The following is a 19,758-nucleotide window of genomic DNA, read 5'->3' as shown; positions in this document are numbered from 1 at the left end:
GGGCGTGGCCAATCTTCAATGAAACAAGCTCATTGAGCGTTGGTGTCAGACGGCAACCGTATCCACGATCCAGTTCCAGGCAACGCGGACCGAGTCGGCTGCGCCCTGGAAGAAGGCAACGATGCCGTGCCACACGGATTCGCCGGCCTTTGCCAGCTGCAGCAGAATGGACGGCTGCTGCGGCGGTGTCTGGACCAGTTCGACGGCAGTCTTGCCTTCCTCATCATCCACCACGCGGCGGGTGATCATCTGGCCGGTTTCCGAAGGGACACGCGATTCGTCCTTGGCCACGGCAAGCGTGCCTTCCGGCGCATTGAGCGGGCTCACGACGATGGCGCGGCCATCGGGAAGGAGATGGGTTTCGTTCTGCGCGACTTCTGACGCGTAGATGACTTCGCCCTCGGAGTCGATCAGTTCGACCCAGATGACCTTGCGGCCCTGAATGTCGACCGGTCCAACCCAGATGGAGGTGTCCTCACCGGCCGCAGGCCCGGCGCCAAGGCTGGCGAGCGTGACGGAGAGGTTGTCCTCGGGCAGCAGATGCCGTTCCGACTTGGGGGCGGCAAGCGCGAGCGGGGCGGCAGAAAGCATGATGGCAACTGCCGGAATGATGGCTTTCTTCATGAGACGATGCGTCATTTTTGCCTCCCTCGGCATGACAGTCACGTCTGAACACAGATCACGGCACCGGTTTTTTTAAGGTCTGAAGTACACCTCGTCTTTTTGACAGGTGCCTTGCTCATCCGGTTGCTGTGATGCAGCCATTATTACGCCATTTCCCTTAAGATAGATGTTATCCGAATCACAAAATGACGTGGTTTCTGATCTTTCCTGATTGGCTGCGGCCGGGGCTTCATGCTTCCGGTCTGGCTCAGTTCCTTGATTTTGCTCCTGTTTTCAGCGGTGCTGTTATTTCTGGCCGGGAAAAGACGTGAGCATCAACTTGCCGTGATGCCCGGCTTGTCCCAGATCAAAGTGTTAACGCGGGCGGGAGGCTAAGGTTCCGGAACAATCGCCGGAAGAGAGGGCGGCGGGGCAGGTGTCTCAGAGTTGACCGGCCGGGCTCTTCTCCTAAAAAGAATTCTGTAACCCGGAATTAGAATAATGACAGCCTGCGGCATTTTAAACTATGTGTTAGGGCGCTACCTTGCGCTACATGGTGCAAGGTCTCGAGGCTGTCAGGCTTCGGATCACAGGACGCGTGAGTGGGGCGGGGCAACTTCCCCTTATCAGATCCGCCTGGGAGGGCTGGCCAGATGATGACCGGCTCCGGACACAAGGGCTTGCAGGACGCCAATGGCGGACGTGGAATGCGTCTGCTTGAGAAGAAGAGGGAATACGCCATGGACTTCGAGAGCTTCTTTGCGCAGGCGCTGGACGGCTTGCGGGAGGACGGCAACTATCGCGTATTCGCTGATCTGAAGCGTCATTCAGGCGAGTTTCCCAAGGCGACCCGTTTCCGCGAAGATGGCTCCACCCACGAAGTGACCGTGTGGTGCTCCAACGATTATCTTGGCATGGGCCAGCATCCGGATGTGGTTACCGCCATGAAGGATGCGATCGACAGCTGCGGTGCGGGCGCTGGCGGCACACGCAACATCTCGGGCACCAACCACTACCATGTCCAGCTTGAACATGAGCTCGCGGATCTGCATGGCAAGGAATCGGCGCTCATCTTCACCTCGGGCTATGTGTCCAACTGGGCAGCCCTCGGCACGCTGGCCTCGAAGATCCCCGGCTGCATCGTTTATTCCGATGCGCTGAACCATGCCTCGATGATCGAGGGCATCCGCCACAGCCGCGCCGAAAAGCGCGTGTGGAAGCACAACAGCCCGGAAGATCTGGAGCGCAAGCTCGCTGCCGATGATCCGGCGGCTCCCAAGCTCGTTGCCTTCGAGAGCGTCTATTCGATGGACGGCGACATCGCCCCCATCAAGGAAATCTGCGACGTGGCCGAACGCTATGGCGCGATGACCTATCTGGATGAGGTGCATGCGGTCGGTCTCTACGGCCCGCGCGGCGGCGGCATTGCCGAGCGCGAAGGTCTGATGGACCGTCTGACGGTGATCGAAGGCACGCTTGGCAAGGCCTTTGGCGTGATGGGCGGTTATATCACCGGCTCGCACCAGCTCTGCGACTTCGTGCGCTCCTTCGCGTCCGGCTTCATCTTCACCACCGCGCTGCCGCCGTCCCTGGCCGCTGGCGCCACGGCTTCGATCCGTCATCTGAAGCAGAGCACGGCCGAGCGTGAGGCGCATCAGGACCGCGTGGCCCGTCTGCGCAGCCTGCTGGACCGCCGCGGCATCCCGCATATGGACAATCCCAGCCACATCGTTCCGGTGATGGTCGGCAATGCGTCCAAGTGCAAGTGGATCTCGGACATCCTGCTCGACAACTACGGCATCTATGTCCAGCCGATCAATTACCCGACCGTGCCGAAGGGCACCGAGCGGCTGCGCATCACGCCGACGCCGTTCCATTCGGATGCCGATATCGACCATCTGGTCGGCGCGCTGAATGCCCTGTGGTCGCGCTGCGCGCTGGCCCGCGCCGTCGCCTGACCGGGCAAGGAAATTGAACACTACGGAAAGCGCTGGCTGCAAGGCTGGCGCTTTCTGCTTTTGGACTGGCCGGTCCGGCGGTGCTAATCCTTGGCTCTGGGCTGTCCGGATGCTATGACGGCTCCGGCGCTGCATATTTTGCTGCTGCTTTCAGCTTTTTCTTCAAAGGGTTTCAATCATGCGTACTGCGCTCGTGACGGGTTCGGCCGGCTTCATCGGATATTTTCTCTGCACCCGGCTGCTGGAAGAGGGGTTCCGCGTTATTGGCCTCGATGCCATGACGGATTACTACGACGTGCGGCTCAAGGAGCGCCGTCACCAGATGCTGCTGCAGAACGAGCACTTCACCGCCGTCACAGGCCGCGTCGAGGATGGGGACCTGGTGCGCTCGCTGTTCGAGGCCAACCGCCCGGATGTTGTCGTGCATCTGGCCGCCCAGGCGGGTGTGCGTTACTCCATCGAGGCGCCGCGCTCCTATCTCGACAGCAACATTGCCGGCACATTCGAGATGCTGGAAGCCGCGAGAGCCTTTCCGCCGCAGCACCTGCTGATCGCCTCCACCTCTTCGGCCTATGGCGCCAACACGGACATGCCGTTTCAGGAGACGGTGAAGGCCGATCACCAGATGTCATTCTATGCGGCGACCAAGAAGGCCTGCGAGGTGATGGCTCATTCCTATGCCCATCTCTATGGCACGCCCATCACCATGTTCCGTTTCTTCACGGTCTATGGCCCCTGGGGGCGCCCGGACATGGCGCTGTTCAAGTTCACCAAGTCGATCCTCGAAGGCAATCCGATCGAGGTCTATAACTACGGCGACATGAGCCGGGACTTCACCTATGTGGAGGATCTGGTGGAGGGTATCCGCCTCCTGATCGATGCAGCCCCGGTGCGGCCCGAAGAGGGCGCAGGCGTTCCGGAAGGCGACAGCCTGTCGCCGGTCGCTCCCTGGCGCGTCGTCAACATCGGCAATTCGGAAAGCGTGCAGTTGACCGAGTTCATCGCCGCCATTGAGGAGGCGACCGGCCGCACGGCGGAGCGCAAGCTGATGCCGATGCAGGCCGGTGATGTGCCCGCCACCTGGGCCGATGCCAGCCTGTTGCAGACGCTCACCGGCTACCGCCCCCGCACGGGCGTGCGCGAAGGCGTGGCAAAATTCGTGAAATGGTACCGTGAGTACTACAAGATCTGACCGCAGTGCCGCAGCCAGGCCCTGATGGCGTCAGGCTGCCCGTGTCTCGCGGGTTTCGGCACCTGCGCTGTCGGGGGCAAGGCCGCGCAGGGCCATCTCGGCTGCATCACGGATCAGGCTGCACGGATCGCCAAGATCCAGGTCCTTCACGTTGAGCAGCAGCACGACGGCACCATGCACCGCACTCCAAAGGAGATGGGTTGCATGGCCCGGATCCATGCGGCGGATGGCTCCCTCCTCCATTGCGATCGCCATCCGTGCTTTCAGCAGTTCGTAGCCGGTCAGCTTATCGTCAGCAAAGGCGATTTCCATCTGGTGGCTCATCTCCAGATCAAGGAACATGAGCCGGAACCTGTCGGTATCTTCCAGGGCAAATTCTGAATAGGCCATGATCAGTTTGCGCAGGATTTCGACCGAGGGAAGGTCCATGCCATGAATGGCAAAGGTCCGCTCGTTCAGCGTCTCGATTGCACTGGAGCAATAGGCGATCATCAGATGCTGCTTCGTCGGGAAGTAGCGGTAGAGCGCTCCTGCCGTCAGGTTGAGGCCTTCGGCCAGCTTGCGCATGGACAGGGCGGCATAGCCCTCGGCAGCAACGATGCGTGCGGTTTCAGCCAGAATGCGGGCCTGAACGGCAGCAAGCTCTTCATCAGTCATTGCGGGTCTTGGCATGATGTTACCTGATCGCGTTTAATGAATTAGTTCAATAAACGCGTTTACAGTTGGGCCGGTAGGTGGTCAATCGGAAAACCGTGTTGACTGAATTTTTATTGAACGCGTTCATACTAAGCTTCAGGTGAGTACCCAGTGATTGTGGCCGCTCTTCTGTGTCAGCTTCCGCTGCCGGATACAGGCGAGACCTTCAGGAAAGCGGCGCCCTGTATCAGCGCAACTCCGGCCACCACGAGCAGGATGCCGATGAGACGCGAGGGCGAAATATCGCGGGCGCTGAAGCCCATGAGACCATAGGCATCGACCAGAAGCGAGGCGGCGAGCTGCCCGGCAATCACGGCCGTCATGAAACCGGCGGCCCCAAGTTTCGGTGCAACCAGAATTGCGGCCGTGATGTAGATGACCCCGGCAAGGCCGCCGGTCCAGATCCATTTGGGCTGTCCGGCAAGGTTGCCAAGGCTGGGGAACGGAACTTTCATGGCCAGCATCACCGGAATGACGCAGAGCATGCTCACACCAAGGGATACCACCGTGGCCCAGAGGGGATGGCCGAGGGCCCGGCCCATCGCGGCATTGGCTCCGGCCTGGAAGGGGACGACGGCCCCTGCCAGAAGGGCGGCGCCAAGAAGGGTGAAGGGGGCTTGAAACTGCATCGGACTGTCCTTTCTGATGAACTTCGGCCCCGGTTTAGATATAGTCCTTGCGAATGTGAAATTCGTATCAGGCGGACAAACATGCATCAGCTGCATAATCTGAGGTCGGTTGATCTCAATCTTCTGGTGGTGCTGGATGCGCTTCTGACGGAGCGCCATGTTTCGCGCGCCGCCGCCCGGCTGAACATGAGCCAGCCCGCCGTCAGCCACGCCCTTGCGCGGTTGCGGGAGCTGCTGGGGGATCCGCTGCTGGTGCGCCAGGGCGGCGGCCTTGTTCCGACCATCCGGGCGCTGGAAATCGCCCAGCCGCTGGCCGATGCGCTGGCCGGGGTGCGCGGCGTGCTGGGGCCGCAGGGTTTCGACCCGCAAGGCACCCGCCACCGGTTCCGCCTGTCCATGTCGGATTATGGCGGGGCCATGCTGCTGCCGCATCTGGTGCGCGATCTGCGGCAGCATGCGCCGGGCATCGATCTTGCGATCAGCCAGTTCAGCCGTGAAGCCATGGCCGCCGGTGTCTGCGATGGTGATCTGGATCTCGGGCTCGGGGTGTTCCCCGTTCTGCCGCCGCAGGTCAGGTCGGAGCTGATCATCAACGATGACTATGCCTGCCTGCTGGACCGGCGGACGCTGGAGGGAAAGCCGCTGGATGCTGCAATGTATTTCTCGCGGCCCCATGCCATGGTCGCCATGCGTGATGACACCATCAATGAGGTGGACGAAACGCTTGCCCGTTCCGGCCACACCCGCCGGCTGGCGCTGGTGCTGCCGCACTGGGGCGTCGCACCGGAGCTGATTGCGGGCACGGACCTCATTCTCACGGTCGCCAGAGGCAGCCTGCGGGACCTTGTTCTGGACGATCACCTGATCATTCTGCCGGCGCCCATTCCGCTGCCGCCCGTGCCTTACGTTCAGATCTGGCACAAGAGCCGCGACAGGGACCCGGCCCTTCGCTGGCTGCGCGCGCGGATCCTGCAGGCCGCAGGGCAGGGGGCAGAAACGCAGCGGAAGGATGGCTGAAGGGGCTGAGACACCCGTCATGCGGACTTTCCCCGCAGGTCTGTTCAACAGTCCCCATGCAGCTGCTTATAAAACTGGATTTTTAAAGTAGACTTTTGCTAAAGACGGAACACGGCAGCGGGAATAACCCCAAACGCTGCCGTGAGAGATTTCTGTCCGTTCGGGCCTGTGCGTGAGCGGCGAAGCTCCTGACTGGTTCCTGCCCCGATTGGTTCCTGCATGGCCGAAGACAAGAAGAAGAGTATGCTTGACTGCTTCGTGTCCAGTTACACGGAGCTGTCGCGCCATCTCTCGCGCCGCTTCGGCCGTGATCTCGATCCGCAGGACGTGATGCAGGATACTTATCTGCGGCTTGAAGCGATTCCCGCCGAGAGCGACATCCGCAATCCGCGGTCCTATCTCTTCCGCATGGCGAACAATGTTGCAACCGACCGGCTGCGCGGGCAGCGCTCTGCGGTGGGCTACGCGCCCAGCGAGGAACTGGCCGCTGCCGTGGATGACAGCGCCTCGCCGGAGCAGATCACCGACTACCGCCAGCGCCTTCTGCGCCTGCAGGAAGCCATAGCTGAGCTGCCGCCGCGCCAGAAGCAGGTGCTCCTGATGCACAAGTTCGATGGTCTGACGCACACGCAGATTGCCGCTGAACTGGGCATCACGAAAAGTGCTGTCGAGAAGCTGGTCATGAAGGCGCTCGCGCATCTGCGCGACCGGATGGGTACACTCATTGACTGAATCCGGCAAAAAGATGCGCGATATGGGTGAGGTGAGACGCTACCGAATCCGTCTATGGGAAGGATATGCGCGCAAGGGCGTGCCGTGCGGCCGCGCACGGGGAAACAGCCGGTGGCCATGATGGGTTCAACGAATACAGACAGACAGCAGAGAGCTCGCGATGAGGCTCTGAGCTGGTTCGTCCGTCTCAACTCAGGTGATGCGGGAGAAGGGGACCGCGCCGGCCATGCACGCTGGATGGCCGCCGATCCGCTGAACCGGGCCGAATATGCGCGGCTCGGCGGCATCTGGCAGGATCTCGGCCGGATTGCGGATCCGCGTGAGGCCTTGGACATGTCCGGGGCCATGGTTCCGCCCTCTGCCCGGAAGGGCTTTGCCTCGCGCCGTGCGTTCCTGTCCGCTGGTGCCGCAGCGCTGGCTGCCGCCGGTGTGGTGGCGGTTGCCGGCCCGCCGGATTTCCTGACAAGCGATCACTTCACCGGCACCGGCGAACAGCGCAGCCTGACGCTCGAGGATGGCAGCCGGGTGGACCTTGATGCAGACACCGCCATTGCGCTGGATTTCAGCGAGACCCTTCGCAGCATCCGTCTGCTGCGCGGGCGCGCCTTCTTCGATGTGGCCAAAGATCCCGGCCGCCCCTTTACCGTGCTGGCGGCCGCCGGTTCCACAACCGCGCTGGGCACCCGTTTCGTTGTTCATGAATGGGGCGGGGCCGTCACGGTTTCGGTGGAGGAAAGCGCCGTTTCGGTGGTTGGGCCGGACAAGTCGGATACCGTCGTGAAGGCAGGCGAGCTTGTCACCTATGACGATGTGCATCTGGGCCAGATCCGTCCCGTCGACATGGAAGCGGAAATCGCTTGGCGGCGCGGCAAGCTGATCTTTGAGGACAGGCCGCTGCGGCAGGTGCTGGCGGATGTCAACCGCTACCGCTCCGGCACGATCCGGGTGACGGACAGCCGCCTTCTGAACATGCGTGTCAGCGGCATCTTCGACATCCGCAATCCGGACGGCGTTCTGGAGGCAATCCGCCAGACGCTGCCGGTGAGAAGCTTCCAGATCTCGCCCTGGCTGGTCGTGTTGCACCCGGTCTGACCGGGTGGACACAGCCGGAAAAGAAACCTGATAATTATTTTCCACTTTGGGGGTGAGGTGTCTGGCCTTTGAAACCGTCCTTGCATCAGACGGGTGCGTTCGCGCCCGGACAAAATGCAAATGCAAGAGTTGGACAGGGGTCATGGCAAAGCAGTTTGGGCAAAGGGCATCCGGGGCGCGGGCAGCGCGGATGAGCGGTTTGGGGTTGGCGCTTCTGGCGTCAACGGCGGTTTTCACCGCAAGTGTGATCTACACCGGCCCGGCAGCGGCGCAGCAGGCGGCCACTGTCAGTTACTCCGTTCCGGCAGGTGCGCTGGGTACAGCGATCTCCCGTTTTGGCGACCGGTCCAATCTGCAGGTGCTCTATCCGGCAGCTCTTGTGCAGGGCAAGACGTCGCCGGGCGTTTCCGGCACGCTGACGCCCTCCGAAGCGCTCAACCGGATTCTGGCTGGAACCGGCCTGTCCTACCGCTTTACCGCCGCCAACACGGTGACCATTGTTGATCCGGCCGCAGCCGCTGCCACAGGCGCCACGGTGGATGGCGCGACACAGTTGCAGACGGTGACCATCGAGGGCGAAAACGCCTGGGGCCCGGTGAATGGCATCGTCGCCACCCAGAGCGCGACGGCGACCAAGACCGGAACGTCACTCAGGGACACGCCGCAAGCCGTCAATGTCGTGACCCGTGACGAGATGGCGGAGAAGGGCGCTGCGACCATCACGCAGGCGATGCGCTACACGCCCGGCGTCGTCGCTCAGTACGCCGATACGGATGTGCGCCACGACTGGCTGACGGTGCGCGGCTTCACGCCGGGGCGCTACAAGGACGGCCTGCGCCTTCCCTTCGGTGCTCGCGGCTATTCGCAGCCGAGGATCGAGCCCTATGGGCTGGAGCGCGCCGAAGTGCTGAAGGGGCCAGCGTCGGTTCTCTATGGTCAGGGCCAGCCCGGCGGCATGCTGAACATGGTCAGCAAGCGGCCGCGCAATGAGGAGATCCGCGAAGTCGAGCTGCAATATGGCAGCCACAACCGGTTCCAGACCGCCTTCGATTTTGGCGGAAAGCTCGATCAGGACGGTGCCATGCTCTACCGCATCGTCGGCGTGGGGCGCCTCAGCGACACCCAGTATGACCATGTGGAAGAGAAGAAGGGCTACATCGCGCCGTCCTTCACCTTCAAGCTGTTCGATGCCACGACGCTGACGGTTCTGGGCGAATACCAGAAGATCGACTCCCCCGGCGGCGGCGGTGCTCCGGCGCTGCCTGCCAATGGCACGCTATACACCGGCACTTATTCCGCCCTGCCGCGCAACGCCTTCGTCGGCGAACCGGGCTATGACAAGTTCGAAAACGAGCAGGCCTTCATCGGCTATGAATTCAGCCATGAGTTCAACGACACATGGTCGTTCAGGCAGAACCTGCGCTATGGCTTCGTCGATACCGATACACAGCGCGTGCAGGCCTTCTGCCTGTCTGCGGCCAGCTGCAACCCATCCTCGCTGCTGCGCTATGCCTGGGCCTTCCCGGAAACCTCGAACCTCTTCACGGTGGACAACAACGCCATTGCGCGGTTCAGCACCGGCAGTGCGAAGCACACGATGCTGTTCGGCTTCGATTACTCCTTCGAGGACAGCTCGTTTGAAGAATCGGCGCTTTCGGTGATCTATACGCCCTTCAACGCCTATAATCCGGTCTATGGGGCAACCAGCATCTCCCGCCCTGCGACGGCGACCTGGATCGACCAGCAGCGCTCGCAGGCAGGGCTTTATGCGCAGGACCAGATCGAGTGGAACAACTTCGTCCTGTCGCTTGGCGGGCGCTATGACTGGGCCAACACTGACACGCGCACCCGGACAGCCACAACCAACACCCCGGTGAACCAGCAGGACGGCAAGTTCACCTGGCGGGCGGGCCTCGTCTACAATTTCGACAATGGCCTGTCGCCCTATGCCAGCTACTCCACCTCGTTCAACCCGGCAAGCGGCACGGACCGCAGCGGTTCGCCGTTCAATCCGACCACGGGCGAGCAGTTCGAGGCCGGGGTGAAGTTCCAGCCCAATGGCATGAACAGCTTCATCACCCTGTCGGCCTATCAGCTGACGCAGCAGAACGTGCTCACGCCTGATCCGGTCAACACGAGCTTCCGCGTGCAGACCGGTGAGGTGCGCATGCGCGGCATCGAGCTGGAAGGCAAGGCCGAACTCGCCTCCGGCCTTTCGCTCACGGGTTCCTATGCCTATACGGACAGCGAGATCACCCGCGACAATGCCACCTCCAGCGGCACCAGCAACAAGGGCAAGCGTCTGGCCTTCGTGCCCGAGCACCAGGCATCGCTCTGGCTGGACTACACCGTCCAGTCCGATCAGGCCTGGGGTGGGCTCAGCTTCGGCGGCGGCGCCCGCTACATGGGGCAGACATTCGGCGACAACGCCAACGCCTTCGATGTGCCGGACTACACCCTGTTTGATGCGGCGCTGCGCTATGACTTCGGCAAGGTGGATCCGAAGCTCGCCGGGCTGAAGACCTCGCTCAATGTCAGCAACATCTTCGACAAGAAGTATGTCTCCACCTGTCTCAGCACGACGGGCTGCTACTGGGGCGAGGGCCGCACGGTCTATGCCACGCTGAAATACAGCTGGTAATGCCGGAGCGGATGATCTCCGGACCGAATGCTCTGACGCGGCGGCAATTTGCCGCCGCGTTGCTTGGGTTTGCCTCCCTCCCGCTTTTGGCCCGGACCGGCCGGGCAGGAGAGCTGGCGCCGCGCATCGCCGTGCTGGACTGGGCCTGGGCCGAAACGTTGCTGGCGCTGGGCGTGGCACCTGCCGCGGTGGCGGAAGCCCCGCTCTATGGCGCGCGTGTCGTCAGCCCGGCGCTGGCGGAGGGCACCATCGATCTGGGCCTGCGCTCCTGGCCCAACATGGAACTGCTGCGCGCCTTCCGGCCGGATCTGATTGTCACCCAGACCGGCTATGGCGTTCCGGCGGCCATGCTGGAGCCGGTTGCGCCCGTGCTTTCCCTGCCGCTCTACACACCGGAACGCCAGCCGCTGAAACGGGCTGAAGAGGGACTTGAGGTGATTGCCGCCCGCCTGCAGCTTCAGGAAGCGGGGCGTGCCTATCTGGAACAAGCTGAGTTCCAGTTCACAGCCTTGCGAAACGAGCTTCAGTCCTATGATGGCCGGCCTCTGCTGATCCTGAAATTTGCCAGTGACCGGCTCGCCGATATCTACGGCCCCGGCAGTCTTTTCCACGATGTGCTGGGCCGTCTCGGCCTGCCATCCGCCTGGCAGCACAGCGGCAGTCATTGGGGCTTCTCGACCGCAGGCCTCGACGCGATTGCCGCCAACCCGGAAGCACGCATCGTCATCATCGAGCCTGGTCCGCCGGAAGCGCTCGCCGCCAGCGGGTTGTGGCGGGCCATCCCGGCGGTGCGGGCAGGGCGCGTTGTCAGCATTCCACCGGTCTGGGTCTTCGGAGCTTTGCCGTCCGCCCTGCGTTTTGCCGGTATTCTCACCAAGGCCCTGCAGACCTCATGACGCTTCGTCTTCCCTTGCTTCTTGCGGCGCTGCTGGTGCCTGCCGCCGTCCTGACCCTTTTGTCCTACAGCGCCCATGTGCCCCTGTCTGCGCTGGGCGCGGCGCTGCTTGATCCGGACCCGGCTGTCTTCGGGGAAATCTATCTGCATTATGCGCTGCTGCCGCGCCTTGCTGTGGCGGTGCTGGCCGGGGCCGCCCTGGCGCTGGCGGGAGTGGTGTTTCAGCAGGTACTGAAGAACCCGCTGGCGGAACCGGCAACCCTTGGTCTTCTTTCCGGTGCACAGCTTGGCATCATGGCGGCAACGCTGCTCGTGCCCGCACTCGCCATGTGGCAGCGCGAGGCGGCGGGGCTGGCGGGCGGCTTTGCCGCACTGGCGCTGGTGGGGATGCTTGCCTCCCGCCACGGTTTTTCGCCGGTGACCCTGCTCTTGTGCGGCATGATCGTCAGCTTCTTTGCCGGATCGGCTTCCGTTGTGCTGGCCCTGTTCCAGCATGAATATCTGCGCTCGGTCTTCATCTGGGCCAGCGGCTCGCTGGTGCAGAATGATTTTTCCGATGCCTCGGCCCTGTCCGTCAGGCTTGCGGTCTGCGTGCCGCTGCTGGCACTGTTGCTCAGGCCGCTGACGGTTGCCGGGCTCGATGATGCCAGCGCCCGCAGCCTGGGCCTCTCCATCCGCACGATCCGGCTTGTTGCCCTGTCGCTGGCCTGCTGTCTTTCCGCGCTGGTGGTGGTGCGCGTGGGGGTGATTGCCTTCGTCGGCCTTGCCGCGCCGCATCTGGCAACGCTGGCCGGTGCCCGGAGTTTTGCCGGGCGTTTTGTCTCTGCGCCCATCATCGGCGCGGCGCTGCTGCTGCTTGCCGACAGCATCGTCCTGGCGCTGTCCGGCATGATTGCCGAAGTGCCCACGGGAACAGCCACCGCCATGGCCGGAGCCGTGCTGCTGCTGGTGCTGCTGCGCCGCATGCCTGCGAGCACGCGCATCGGCGGTTCACACATGCCGGCGCCATCCGTTCTGGCCGCCAGCCGTCAGCGCCTCGTCCTGCTGCTGGCTCTGGCCTGTCTTGCCGCGCTCACGGTCTTTTCCCTCACCAGCCAGCTGCATCCCGGCGGCCTCTCCGCCGGAGAACTAGTTGAAGGGCGCTGGCCGCGGGTGCTGGCCGCAGCCGCTGCCGGGGCGATGCTGGCGCTGGCCGGAGGTCTCATTCAGGCGATGACCGGCAATCCGCTCGCCAGTCCCGAGGGGCTGGGCGTCAGTTCCGGGGCGGGGCTCGGCATCACCGGGGCGCTGCTTTTGACCGGTTCCTTCTCGCCGCTCCTGCTGCTGGGGGGCGGAGCGGGCGGGGCGGTGCTTGCCTTCCTCTTCGTACTGGCCATCACCCGCAAGTCCGGCCACGCACCGGGGCCGGTGCTGCTGGCCGGTGTTGCCATCGGCACGTTTGCCGCCGCGCTCATATCCTTCATTCTGGCCAGCGGTGATCCGCGTGCGGTCTTCGTGCTGGCCTGGTCCATGGGGCCGACCTACCGCGCCGCCGGACTGACGGCCCTTGCCGCTTCCGGCATCCTGCTCGTTGTGCTGCTGGTGCTGCCGCTGATGGGGCGTTGGCTCGACATTCTGCCGCTGGGCGACACCACAGCCCGGGCGCTGGGCCTTTCGCCCCGCCGCTCGCGCACCGCGCTTCTGGCGTTCTCGGCCCTGCTGACGGCCGCCGCAACGCTGATCACCGGCCCGTTGAGCTTCATCGGCCTGATCGCGCCCCATATTGCGGCCTCTGTGGCGCCGGGGCGTGCGCTGCTGCGGATCGTCTGTGCTGCAGCGATCGGCGCAGCGCTGATGGTCAGCGCCGACTGGCTGGGCCGCACGCTCGATTTTCCTTACGAGATCCCCGCCGGCATCCTCGCCTCCTTCATCGGCGGGCCGTATTTCCTCTGGCTGCTCTACCGCAAGCCCGCGTGAGGCGCAGTCTACCGCACAAACGCAAAAAGCCTTGCCGTTGCTGGCAAGCTTTGGATTTTATCCAGGGAAGAGAAAAGGTTGGCTCCGCGAGCAGGACTCGAACCTGCGACCATTCGATTAACAGTCGAACGCTCTACCAACTGAGCTATCGCGGATCACCAGAAGGGCAGTGCCCTTTGCGGTGGCGGCTGTGTGCGCCGCCGTCGGTGAGAGGCGTATAACAAAGGCCTTGAGCATTTGCCAAGCCCTTTCTTCAAGAAAGTTTTCCACAGGGGCGGCTTTGGCGGAAATCTGCGGTCTTTCAACGGCTTGGGCCAGTGGATAACCCATCCGTGCCGGTGCTTGAACCCATTGCCCGGGATGCGGGGGCGGCGATTGCGCCGCAGAGGTGCCCAAAGGGCGTCCTTGCTGCGCTGGCGTCAAGCCGTTACAAGGAGAGGATCAGGTTCCCCGGCGGGCCAAGCCCAAGGGGATGAAACGGGAATGCGGTGCGGAGCGACTCAATCCGGGGCTCCAAAGCCGCAGCTGCCCCCGCAACTGTCAGCGGAGAATCTTGCCGCCTCATGCCACTGCAAGGCCAGCCCTTGCGGGAAGGCGCGGCAAGGTGAAGACCCGCGAGCCAGGAGACCGGCCTGATGTGGTGCAACCCCAAGGCCGCCGGGTGGGCGGACCGGAGGACCTGACATGATTTCTACTCCCCCAGACTGGGCGGATGGCAGGGCGGATCGCGCCCGCGCGTCCGCAAGAGAGCCCGACGCTGCCATGCCGCAAGCCTGCGGCTGACCCATGGCGCAGGCTGAAGGGCAGGGGGCCGCATCTTCCGTTCTGGTGACGGGGGGCGCACGCTCCGGCAAGAGCAGATATGCAGAGCAGCTGATCCTCGGAAGCGGGCTTGAGCCTGTCTATGTGGCGACCTCCGCCGCATGGGACGGGGAGATGGAAGGCCGCATCGGCCTGCACCGCGCCCGGCGCGGGGTAGAGTGGCGCACCATCGAGGACAAGGGCGGCGTCGGATTGGATCTGACGGACGTGCTCCGGCGCGAAGCCTTGCCCGGACGGGCGGTGCTGGTTGATTGCCTGACGCTCTGGCTGACCAATCTGATGATGGCCGGGGTAGACCTTGCTGCCGCCACGCAGGCGCTTTGCGCGCTTGTGCCCAATCTGCCTGCGCCTGTTGTTTTCGTTTCGAATGAAGTGGGCCTCGGCATCGTGCCGGACAACGCCATGGCGCGTCAGTTCCGCGATGCGCAGGGCCGTCTCAATCAGGAGCTTGCTGCCGTCTGCACCCGGGTGGTCTTCGTGGCCGCCGGTCTGCCGCTCGTGCTCAAGCCTTCCTCCCAACCGGATATCTCCCTATGACCGATTTTCAGACCCCAGCCGTGGCCAAGATCCCGGCCACCATCGTCACCGGCTTTCTGGGCGCGGGCAAGACGACGCTCATCCGCAATCTCCTGACCAACGCGGGCGGGCGGCGCATTGCGCTGATCGTCAACGAGTTCGGCGATATGGGTTTTGACGGCTCGCTGCTGGATGGCTGTGCCGATCCGTCCTGCTCTGCCGATGATGTGGTGGAGCTGACCAACGGCTGCATCTGCTGCACCGTGGCCGATGATTTCCTCCCGGCGATGGAAATGCTGCTGGCCCGCGAAACGCCGCCGGATCACATCGTCATCGAGACCTCGGGCCTCGCGCTGCCCCAGCCGCTGGTGCGGGCCTTCACCTGGCCCAGCGTGAAGACGCGGGTGACGGTGGATGGTGTCGTCACCGTGCTGGATGCGGCAGCTCTCGCCGAAGGGCGCATCGTGCTGGATGAGGAAGCCCTTGCCGCGCAGCGCGCTGCCGACGAAACGCTGGATCATGACAATCCGGTGGAGGAACTCTTCCACGATCAGCTCGCCTGCGCCGATCTGGTGGTGCTGAACAAGGCCGATCTGGTGGATGATCACGCACTGGAGCATATCCGTGAGCATATCGCCGAAGATGTGCGCGCCGGGGTGGAGATCATCGCCGCTGAAAAGGGCTCGCTGCCCATCGACGTACTGCTGGGCCGCTCCTCTGCGGCCGAGGATGATCTGGCCGCCCGCCGTGCGCATCATCACCACCATCATCATGACGATGATGACCACGACCACGATGATGACCATGACCATGACCATGACCATGACCATGATGATCATGATCACCACCACGATGATTTCGAGAGCCACGTGGTCGCAGCGCCCGAGTTTGCCTCGCTGAAGGACGTTGAGGCGGTGGTGCAGCAGGCCATGGCGCTGAAGGGCGTGCTGCGCATCAAGGGCGCGGTGACGGTCTCCGGCAAGGCCGCGCCTGCGCTGGTGCAGGCGGTTGGCCCGCGTGTCGAGGCCTGGTTCGCGGCAGGTGCCAAGGCGCCCGGCAAGCTGGTGGTGATCGGTCTGAAGGGGCTGGATCTCGCCGCCGTCACGGACGCACTCGCTTCCCTGCAGGCAGGCCGCGCGGCCTGATCCTTCGCGGTGTGGACCCCCGCCGCCCCGCTCCTGACGCATCATGCGCAAGGGGCGGGACGCGGGGACAGGCACACCCAGTCTGAGCCTATTGAAGGCGTGCCAGATGCATATCCTCGCAAGTCAAACCCGGCGAATTGATGACGGCGGCGATGCCGTGGACCTCGCGCAGGACCCGGCCGATCTGGTGTTCCTGTCGGCAGCCGATACGGAACTATCGGCTTTCGCCGCCGCGCATGCCTCCCTTGGCGGGGCCGTTTCGCTGCGGCTGGCCAGCATTCTGGCGCTGACCCATCCCTATTCCGTCGATCTTTACGCGGAAAAGACGCTGGCCGGTTCAAAGCTTGTGGTGCTGCGGCTGCTGGGCGGGGCGGGCTACTGGTCCTACGGGCTCGACCGGCTGCGGGAGGAAGTCAACCGCAACGGGTTGCAGCTGGCCGTCTTTGCGGGTTGCGACAAGTGGGATGAGGATCTGGCCGCTCTCTCCACCGTGCCGGTGGACGCCGTGCGGCGGCTGTGGCGCTACTGCATTGAAGGTGGCGCAGAGAATTACCGCAATGCGCTGAGGTTTTGCGCTCATCTCATTGGCAAGGATCAGGAGCCGCCGCTGCCTGCGCCGCTGCCGCGTGCGGGCATTTTCCTGCCCGGCCACACCGCGCCGGGGCTCGATGATCTGACGGCCAGCTTCGCAGATCCGGCAAGGCCGGTGGCGGCGCTGGTCTTCTACCGGGCGCTGGTGCAGGCGGGCGAGACGGCGCCTGCCGAGGCGCTCTGCCGTCATCTGGAGGGGCAGGGGCTCAACGTGCTGCCCATCTTCGTGGCCTCGCTGAAGGATGCGGAATCGGCTGCCGTGCTGTCGGCCCTGTTCGAGGCGCTGCCGCCTGCCGTGGTGCTGAATGCGACGGCCTTTGCCGTTTCCAGTGGCGGACGCGTGCATCAGCCGTCGCCGCTGGATGCGCCGGGCCGCCCGGTGCTGCAGGTGGTGTTCTCCTCTTCGTCCCGTGCGGGCTGGGCCGATAGCACGCAGGGCCTTTCCGTGCGCGATCTGGCCATGCATGTGGTGCTGCCGGAGCTGGACGGCCGGTTGATGACGCGGGCGGTCTCCTTCAAGGAAGAAGGCATCCTTGATCCTGCCACCCAGTTCCGCCCCGTGGTCTTCAGGCCCGAAGAGAGCCGCATGGCCTATGTGGCCGCTCTTGCGGCAAACTGGGCGAAGCTGGGCGGCAAGCCCGCTGCCGCGCGCAAGGTGGCGCTGGTGCTGGCGAATTATCCCAACAGCGACGGGCGCATTGCCAATGGTGTGGGGCTGGATACGCCCGCCTCCTGCGCGGCGCTGATCGCGGATCTGCGGGACGCAGGCTATGACGTCCCAATTGATGCGCCGGTTACTTCCGAAACGCTGATGGCCCATCTGACGGCGGGCGTGACCAATGATATCCATGGGCGTGCCGGGCGCCGGGTGGATGTGCGCTTTGCGCTTGCGGATTACCGCAGGGCCTTTGCGTCCCTGCCAGAGGCGGTGCAGGCGCAGGTGACGGCGCGCTGGGGCGGGCCGGAGGATGACCCTGCCTTGCGCGATGGCGCTTTCGAACTGCCGCTGACCCGCTTTGGCAGCATCTATGCAGGCATTCAGCCTGCGCGCGGCTATAACATCGACCCCAAGGCGACCTATCACGATCCGGATCTGGTGCCGCCGCACAACTACTTTGCCTTCTACATCTGGCTGCGCGAGGTGGCCGGTATCGATGCCGTCGTCCATCTCGGCAAGCATGGCAATCTGGAATGGCTGCCGGGCAAGGCGCTGGCGCTGTCCGAAGAATGCTACCCGGAAGCGGTGCTAGGACCGGTACCGAACATCTATCCTTTCATTGTCAATGATCCGGGTGAGGGCATGCAGGCGAAGCGCCGGGCTTCCGCCGTTATTGTCGATCACCTGACGCCGCCACTGACGCGGGCCGAAAATTATGGCGTTGCCAATGAAATGGAAAACCTGCTCGATGAGTACTATCTCGCCAGCGGTGTTGATCCGCGCCGGCAGAAGGTGCTCACGCGGGATATTCTGGAGCTTGCTTCCGTTCACGGGCTTGATGCGGATATCGGCCTGACGCCGGACATGTGCGAGACGACCCGTCTGGCGCGGTTGGATGCGCATCTGTGTGACCTCAAGGAATTGCAGATCCGCGACGGGCTGCATGTGCTGGGCGAGAGCCCGCAGGGGCGGTTGTTGCATGATCTGCTGGTCGCGCTGGTGCGCGTGCCGCGTGGAAGCAGGCCTCAGGATGAAAGCCTGATCCGGGCGCTGGCGCGTGATCTGCTCGCCGATGCGCCAGACTTCGATCCGCTGTCCTGCGATTTTGCCGCCCCTTGGAATGGGCCGAAGCCGGAGCTTCTGGCGGGCATGTCCGATGCCCTGTGGCGCTCCTGCGGTGACACGGTGGAGCGGTTGGAGCTTCTGGCCGTCAAGCTTGTCTCCGGGGAAATGAAATGTCCGGATCTGGTTGCAGCAGCTTCTGCTCTTCAGGAGATTGAATCCACTTTGAGGCCTGCCGTCGTCGCCTCCGGATCTGCGGAAACAGCGGCGGTTCTGGCGGCGCTGGATGGCCGTTTCGTGCCGCCGGGGCCGTCTGGCGCGCCGACGCGGGGCCGGCCGGATGTGCTGCCGACGGGCCGGAATTTCTATTCGGTCGATGTGCGCGCCGTGCCGACCGAGATTGCCTGGCGGCTGGGTCAGGCTTCGGCGGCGGAAGTGGCGCTGCGCTATTTTCAGGACGAGGGCGAGTGGCCGAAGGCGCTGGTGCTGACCTGCTGGGGCACCGCCAACATGCGCACCGGCGGCGATGACATTGCGCAGGCGCTGGCGCTGATCGGCGCAAGGCCGGTGTGGGAGCCGGGCTCGGGCCGTGTCACCGGCTTTGAAATCATGCCCCTGTCGGAGCTGCGCCGGCCGCGCATCGACGTGACGCTGCGCATCTCCGGTTTCTTCCGCGATGCCTTCCCGCATCAGATGGACCTGTTCACCAGTGCGGTGCGGGCGGTGGCCGCGCTCGACGAGCCGGAAAGCGCCAATCCGATGGCCGCGCGGGTGCGGGCCGAGCGGGCGGAGCTGCAGGCGAGGGGCCTTGCCCGGGATGATGCCTTTGCCGAGGCCTCCATCCGCGTGTTCGGCTCCATGCCCGGTGCCTATGGTGCCGGTCTTCAGGCGCTGATGGATGAGGGTATCTGGCAGGGGCGGGAGGATTTCGCCGATGCCTTCCTCGCCTGGGGCTCCTATGCCTACGGCGGCGGGGCGAAAGGCGAGGCGGTGCGCGAGCGTTTCGAGACGCGCCTGCGCGGCGTCGATCTGGTGCTGCACAATCAGGACAACCGCGAGCATGACCTGCTCGACAGCGACGATTACTACCAGTTCGAGGGCGGGCTTGCGGCAACGGTCGAGGCGCTGACGGGGGAGGCGCCCGTCAGCTATCACACCGATCATTCGCGGCCCGAACGGCCCGTGGTGCGGGCGCTGTCAGAGGAGATTTCCCGCGTGGTGCGCGGCCGGGCGGCGAACCCGAAGTGGATCGCCGGGGTCATGCGCCACGGCTACAAGGGCGCCTTCGAGATTGCGGCGACGCTGGATTACCTCTTTGCTTTCGCCGCGACGACGCGGGCGGTGCGCGAGCATCATTTCGATCAGCTTTACACCGCCTATATCGAGGATACCGCCGTGCGAGAGTTCCTGGCCCATGCCAATCCCGCCGCCTATGAGGATATTCTCCAGCGCTTTGACGAAGCGATCCGGCGCGGGCTCTGGACGCCGCGCCGCAACTCCGTCCATGCTGGCCTCTCCAGCCAGCTCACATCCCAAGCCATGAGGGCCTGACC

General features: G+C 64.0%; 14 protein-coding genes, 1 tRNA gene and 1 riboswitch. Of the genes, 11 read left to right on the top strand and 4 right to left on the bottom strand.

The annotated features are described in order from the left end of the window. Positions 1 to 45 precede the first annotated feature (45 nt). Positions 46 to 639: a hypothetical protein gene (locus IF10I1_RS17745; RefSeq protein WP_208977387.1), complete on the bottom strand. Its 594-nt coding sequence runs from the start codon at positions 637 to 639 to the stop codon at positions 46 to 48. Between the two features lie 704 nt (positions 640 to 1,343). On the opposite strand from IF10I1_RS17745, the gene hemA reads away from it, so the two are divergent. Together hemA and IF10I1_RS17735 are read left to right on the top strand one after the other, a co-directional pair. Then, the gene (gene hemA, locus IF10I1_RS17740; RefSeq protein ID WP_186394026.1) at positions 1,344 to 2,561 is read left to right on the top strand and encodes a 5-aminolevulinate synthase; all 1,218 of its coding nucleotides are present in this window, start codon (positions 1,344 to 1,346) and stop codon (positions 2,559 to 2,561) included. Positions 2,562 to 2,739: 178 nt separating this feature from the next. Next, on the top strand, positions 2,740 to 3,753 hold the full coding sequence (locus IF10I1_RS17735; RefSeq protein ID WP_123194012.1) for an SDR family NAD(P)-dependent oxidoreductase: 1,014 nt from the start codon (positions 2,740 to 2,742) through the stop codon (positions 3,751 to 3,753). Positions 3,754 to 3,783: 30 nt separating this feature from the next. Here IF10I1_RS17735 and IF10I1_RS17730 read toward each other — a convergent pair whose 3' ends face one another. Further along, on the bottom strand, positions 3,784 to 4,410 hold the full coding sequence (locus IF10I1_RS17730) for a TetR/AcrR family transcriptional regulator (RefSeq protein WP_050474690.1): 627 nt from the start codon (positions 4,408 to 4,410) through the stop codon (positions 3,784 to 3,786). Positions 4,411 to 4,583: 173 nt separating this feature from the next. Next, entirely contained in the window at positions 4,584 to 5,078 is a 495-nt protein-coding gene (locus IF10I1_RS17725) for a DMT family transporter (protein WP_186393736.1), read from the bottom strand. Between the two features lie 81 nt (positions 5,079 to 5,159). Here IF10I1_RS17725 and IF10I1_RS17720 point away from each other — a divergent pair, with 81 nt between their 5' ends. From IF10I1_RS17720 to fhuB, 6 genes are all read left to right on the top strand, one after another. Next, the gene (locus IF10I1_RS17720; protein ID WP_186393735.1) at positions 5,160 to 6,095 is read left to right on the top strand and encodes a LysR substrate-binding domain-containing protein; all 936 of its coding nucleotides are present in this window, start codon (positions 5,160 to 5,162) and stop codon (positions 6,093 to 6,095) included. Between the two features lie 243 nt (positions 6,096 to 6,338). After that, positions 6,339 to 6,827: an RNA polymerase sigma factor gene (locus IF10I1_RS17715; protein ID WP_244293764.1), complete on the top strand. Its 489-nt coding sequence runs from the start codon at positions 6,339 to 6,341 to the stop codon at positions 6,825 to 6,827. A gap of 117 nt (positions 6,828 to 6,944) precedes the next feature. Further along, on the top strand, positions 6,945 to 7,919 hold the full coding sequence (locus tag IF10I1_RS17710) for a FecR family protein (protein ID WP_186393733.1): 975 nt from the start codon (positions 6,945 to 6,947) through the stop codon (positions 7,917 to 7,919). A gap of 142 nt (positions 7,920 to 8,061) precedes the next feature. After that, positions 8,062 to 10,560, top strand: coding sequence for a TonB-dependent siderophore receptor (locus tag IF10I1_RS17705; RefSeq protein ID WP_244284744.1), 2,499 nt, complete (start codon positions 8,062 to 8,064; stop codon positions 10,558 to 10,560). An 11-nt stretch (positions 10,561 to 10,571) separates the two neighbouring features. Continuing rightward, positions 10,572 to 11,456: an ABC transporter substrate-binding protein gene (locus tag IF10I1_RS17700; protein WP_186393732.1), complete on the top strand. Its 885-nt coding sequence runs from the start codon at positions 10,572 to 10,574 to the stop codon at positions 11,454 to 11,456. Then, entirely contained in the window at positions 11,453 to 13,411 is a 1,959-nt protein-coding gene (gene fhuB / locus IF10I1_RS17695; protein WP_186393731.1) for a Fe(3+)-hydroxamate ABC transporter permease FhuB, read from the top strand. The genes IF10I1_RS17700 and fhuB overlap by 4 nt, the downstream gene beginning before the upstream one ends. 79 nt (positions 13,412 to 13,490) lie before the next feature. Here fhuB and IF10I1_RS17690 read toward each other — a convergent pair. Next, positions 13,491 to 13,566, bottom strand: a tRNA-Asn gene (locus IF10I1_RS17690). A 271-nt stretch (positions 13,567 to 13,837) separates the two neighbouring features. Further along, positions 13,838 to 14,062, top strand: a riboswitch (cobalamin riboswitch). A 135-nt stretch (positions 14,063 to 14,197) separates the two neighbouring features. Between IF10I1_RS17690 and cobU the strand changes: the two genes are divergently transcribed. The 3 genes from cobU (at position 14,198) to cobN (ending at position 19,756) form a co-directional block, all read left to right on the top strand. Then, positions 14,198 to 14,770 (top strand): bifunctional adenosylcobinamide kinase/adenosylcobinamide-phosphate guanylyltransferase, encoded by a 573-nt coding sequence (cobU, locus tag IF10I1_RS17685; protein ID WP_186393730.1) that lies wholly within the window; start codon positions 14,198 to 14,200, stop codon positions 14,768 to 14,770. Next, entirely contained in the window at positions 14,767 to 15,894 is a 1,128-nt protein-coding gene (gene cobW, locus IF10I1_RS17680; RefSeq protein ID WP_186393729.1) for a cobalamin biosynthesis protein CobW, read from the top strand. Before cobU ends, cobW begins: the two co-directional genes overlap by 4 nt. A gap of 106 nt (positions 15,895 to 16,000) precedes the next feature. Beyond that, positions 16,001 to 19,756, top strand: coding sequence for a cobaltochelatase subunit CobN (gene cobN / locus IF10I1_RS17675; protein ID WP_186393728.1), 3,756 nt, complete (start codon positions 16,001 to 16,003; stop codon positions 19,754 to 19,756). Positions 19,757 to 19,758 lie beyond the last annotated feature (2 nt).

It is taken from the genome of Pannonibacter sp. I15F10I1 (genome assembly GCF_900185665.1).
Taxonomy (GTDB): domain Bacteria; phylum Pseudomonadota; class Alphaproteobacteria; order Rhizobiales; family Stappiaceae; genus Pannonibacter; species Pannonibacter indicus.
The sequence above is the reverse complement of the archived record's forward strand: the minus strand, read 5'-3'. Positions and strand labels throughout refer to the sequence as shown.

Coding starts and splice junctions, on each gene's coding strand:
- IF10I1_RS17715 (WP_244293764.1), top strand. CDS start 6,339: ATGCTTGACTGCTTCGTGTCCAGTTACACGGAGCTGTCGCGCCATCTC.
- IF10I1_RS17735 (WP_123194012.1), top strand. CDS start 2,740: ATGCGTACTGCGCTCGTGACGGGTTCGGCCGGCTTCATCGGATATTTT.
- IF10I1_RS17725 (WP_186393736.1), bottom strand. CDS start 5,078: ATGCAGTTTCAAGCCCCCTTCACCCTTCTTGGCGCCGCCCTTCTGGCA.
- IF10I1_RS17700 (WP_186393732.1), top strand. CDS start 10,572: ATGATCTCCGGACCGAATGCTCTGACGCGGCGGCAATTTGCCGCCGCG.
- cobN (WP_186393728.1), top strand. CDS start 16,001: ATGCATATCCTCGCAAGTCAAACCCGGCGAATTGATGACGGCGGCGAT.
- cobU (WP_186393730.1), top strand. CDS start 14,198: ATGGCGCAGGCTGAAGGGCAGGGGGCCGCATCTTCCGTTCTGGTGACG.
- fhuB (WP_186393731.1), top strand. CDS start 11,453: ATGACGCTTCGTCTTCCCTTGCTTCTTGCGGCGCTGCTGGTGCCTGCC.
- IF10I1_RS17710 (WP_186393733.1), top strand. CDS start 6,945: ATGATGGGTTCAACGAATACAGACAGACAGCAGAGAGCTCGCGATGAG.
- hemA (WP_186394026.1), top strand. CDS start 1,344: ATGGACTTCGAGAGCTTCTTTGCGCAGGCGCTGGACGGCTTGCGGGAG.
- IF10I1_RS17730 (WP_050474690.1), bottom strand. CDS start 4,410: ATGACTGATGAAGAGCTTGCTGCCGTTCAGGCCCGCATTCTGGCTGAA.
- cobW (WP_186393729.1), top strand. CDS start 14,767: ATGACCGATTTTCAGACCCCAGCCGTGGCCAAGATCCCGGCCACCATC.
- IF10I1_RS17720 (WP_186393735.1), top strand. CDS start 5,160: ATGCATCAGCTGCATAATCTGAGGTCGGTTGATCTCAATCTTCTGGTG.
- IF10I1_RS17745 (WP_208977387.1), bottom strand. CDS start 639: ATGACGCATCGTCTCATGAAGAAAGCCATCATTCCGGCAGTTGCCATC.
- IF10I1_RS17705 (WP_244284744.1), top strand. CDS start 8,062: ATGGCAAAGCAGTTTGGGCAAAGGGCATCCGGGGCGCGGGCAGCGCGG.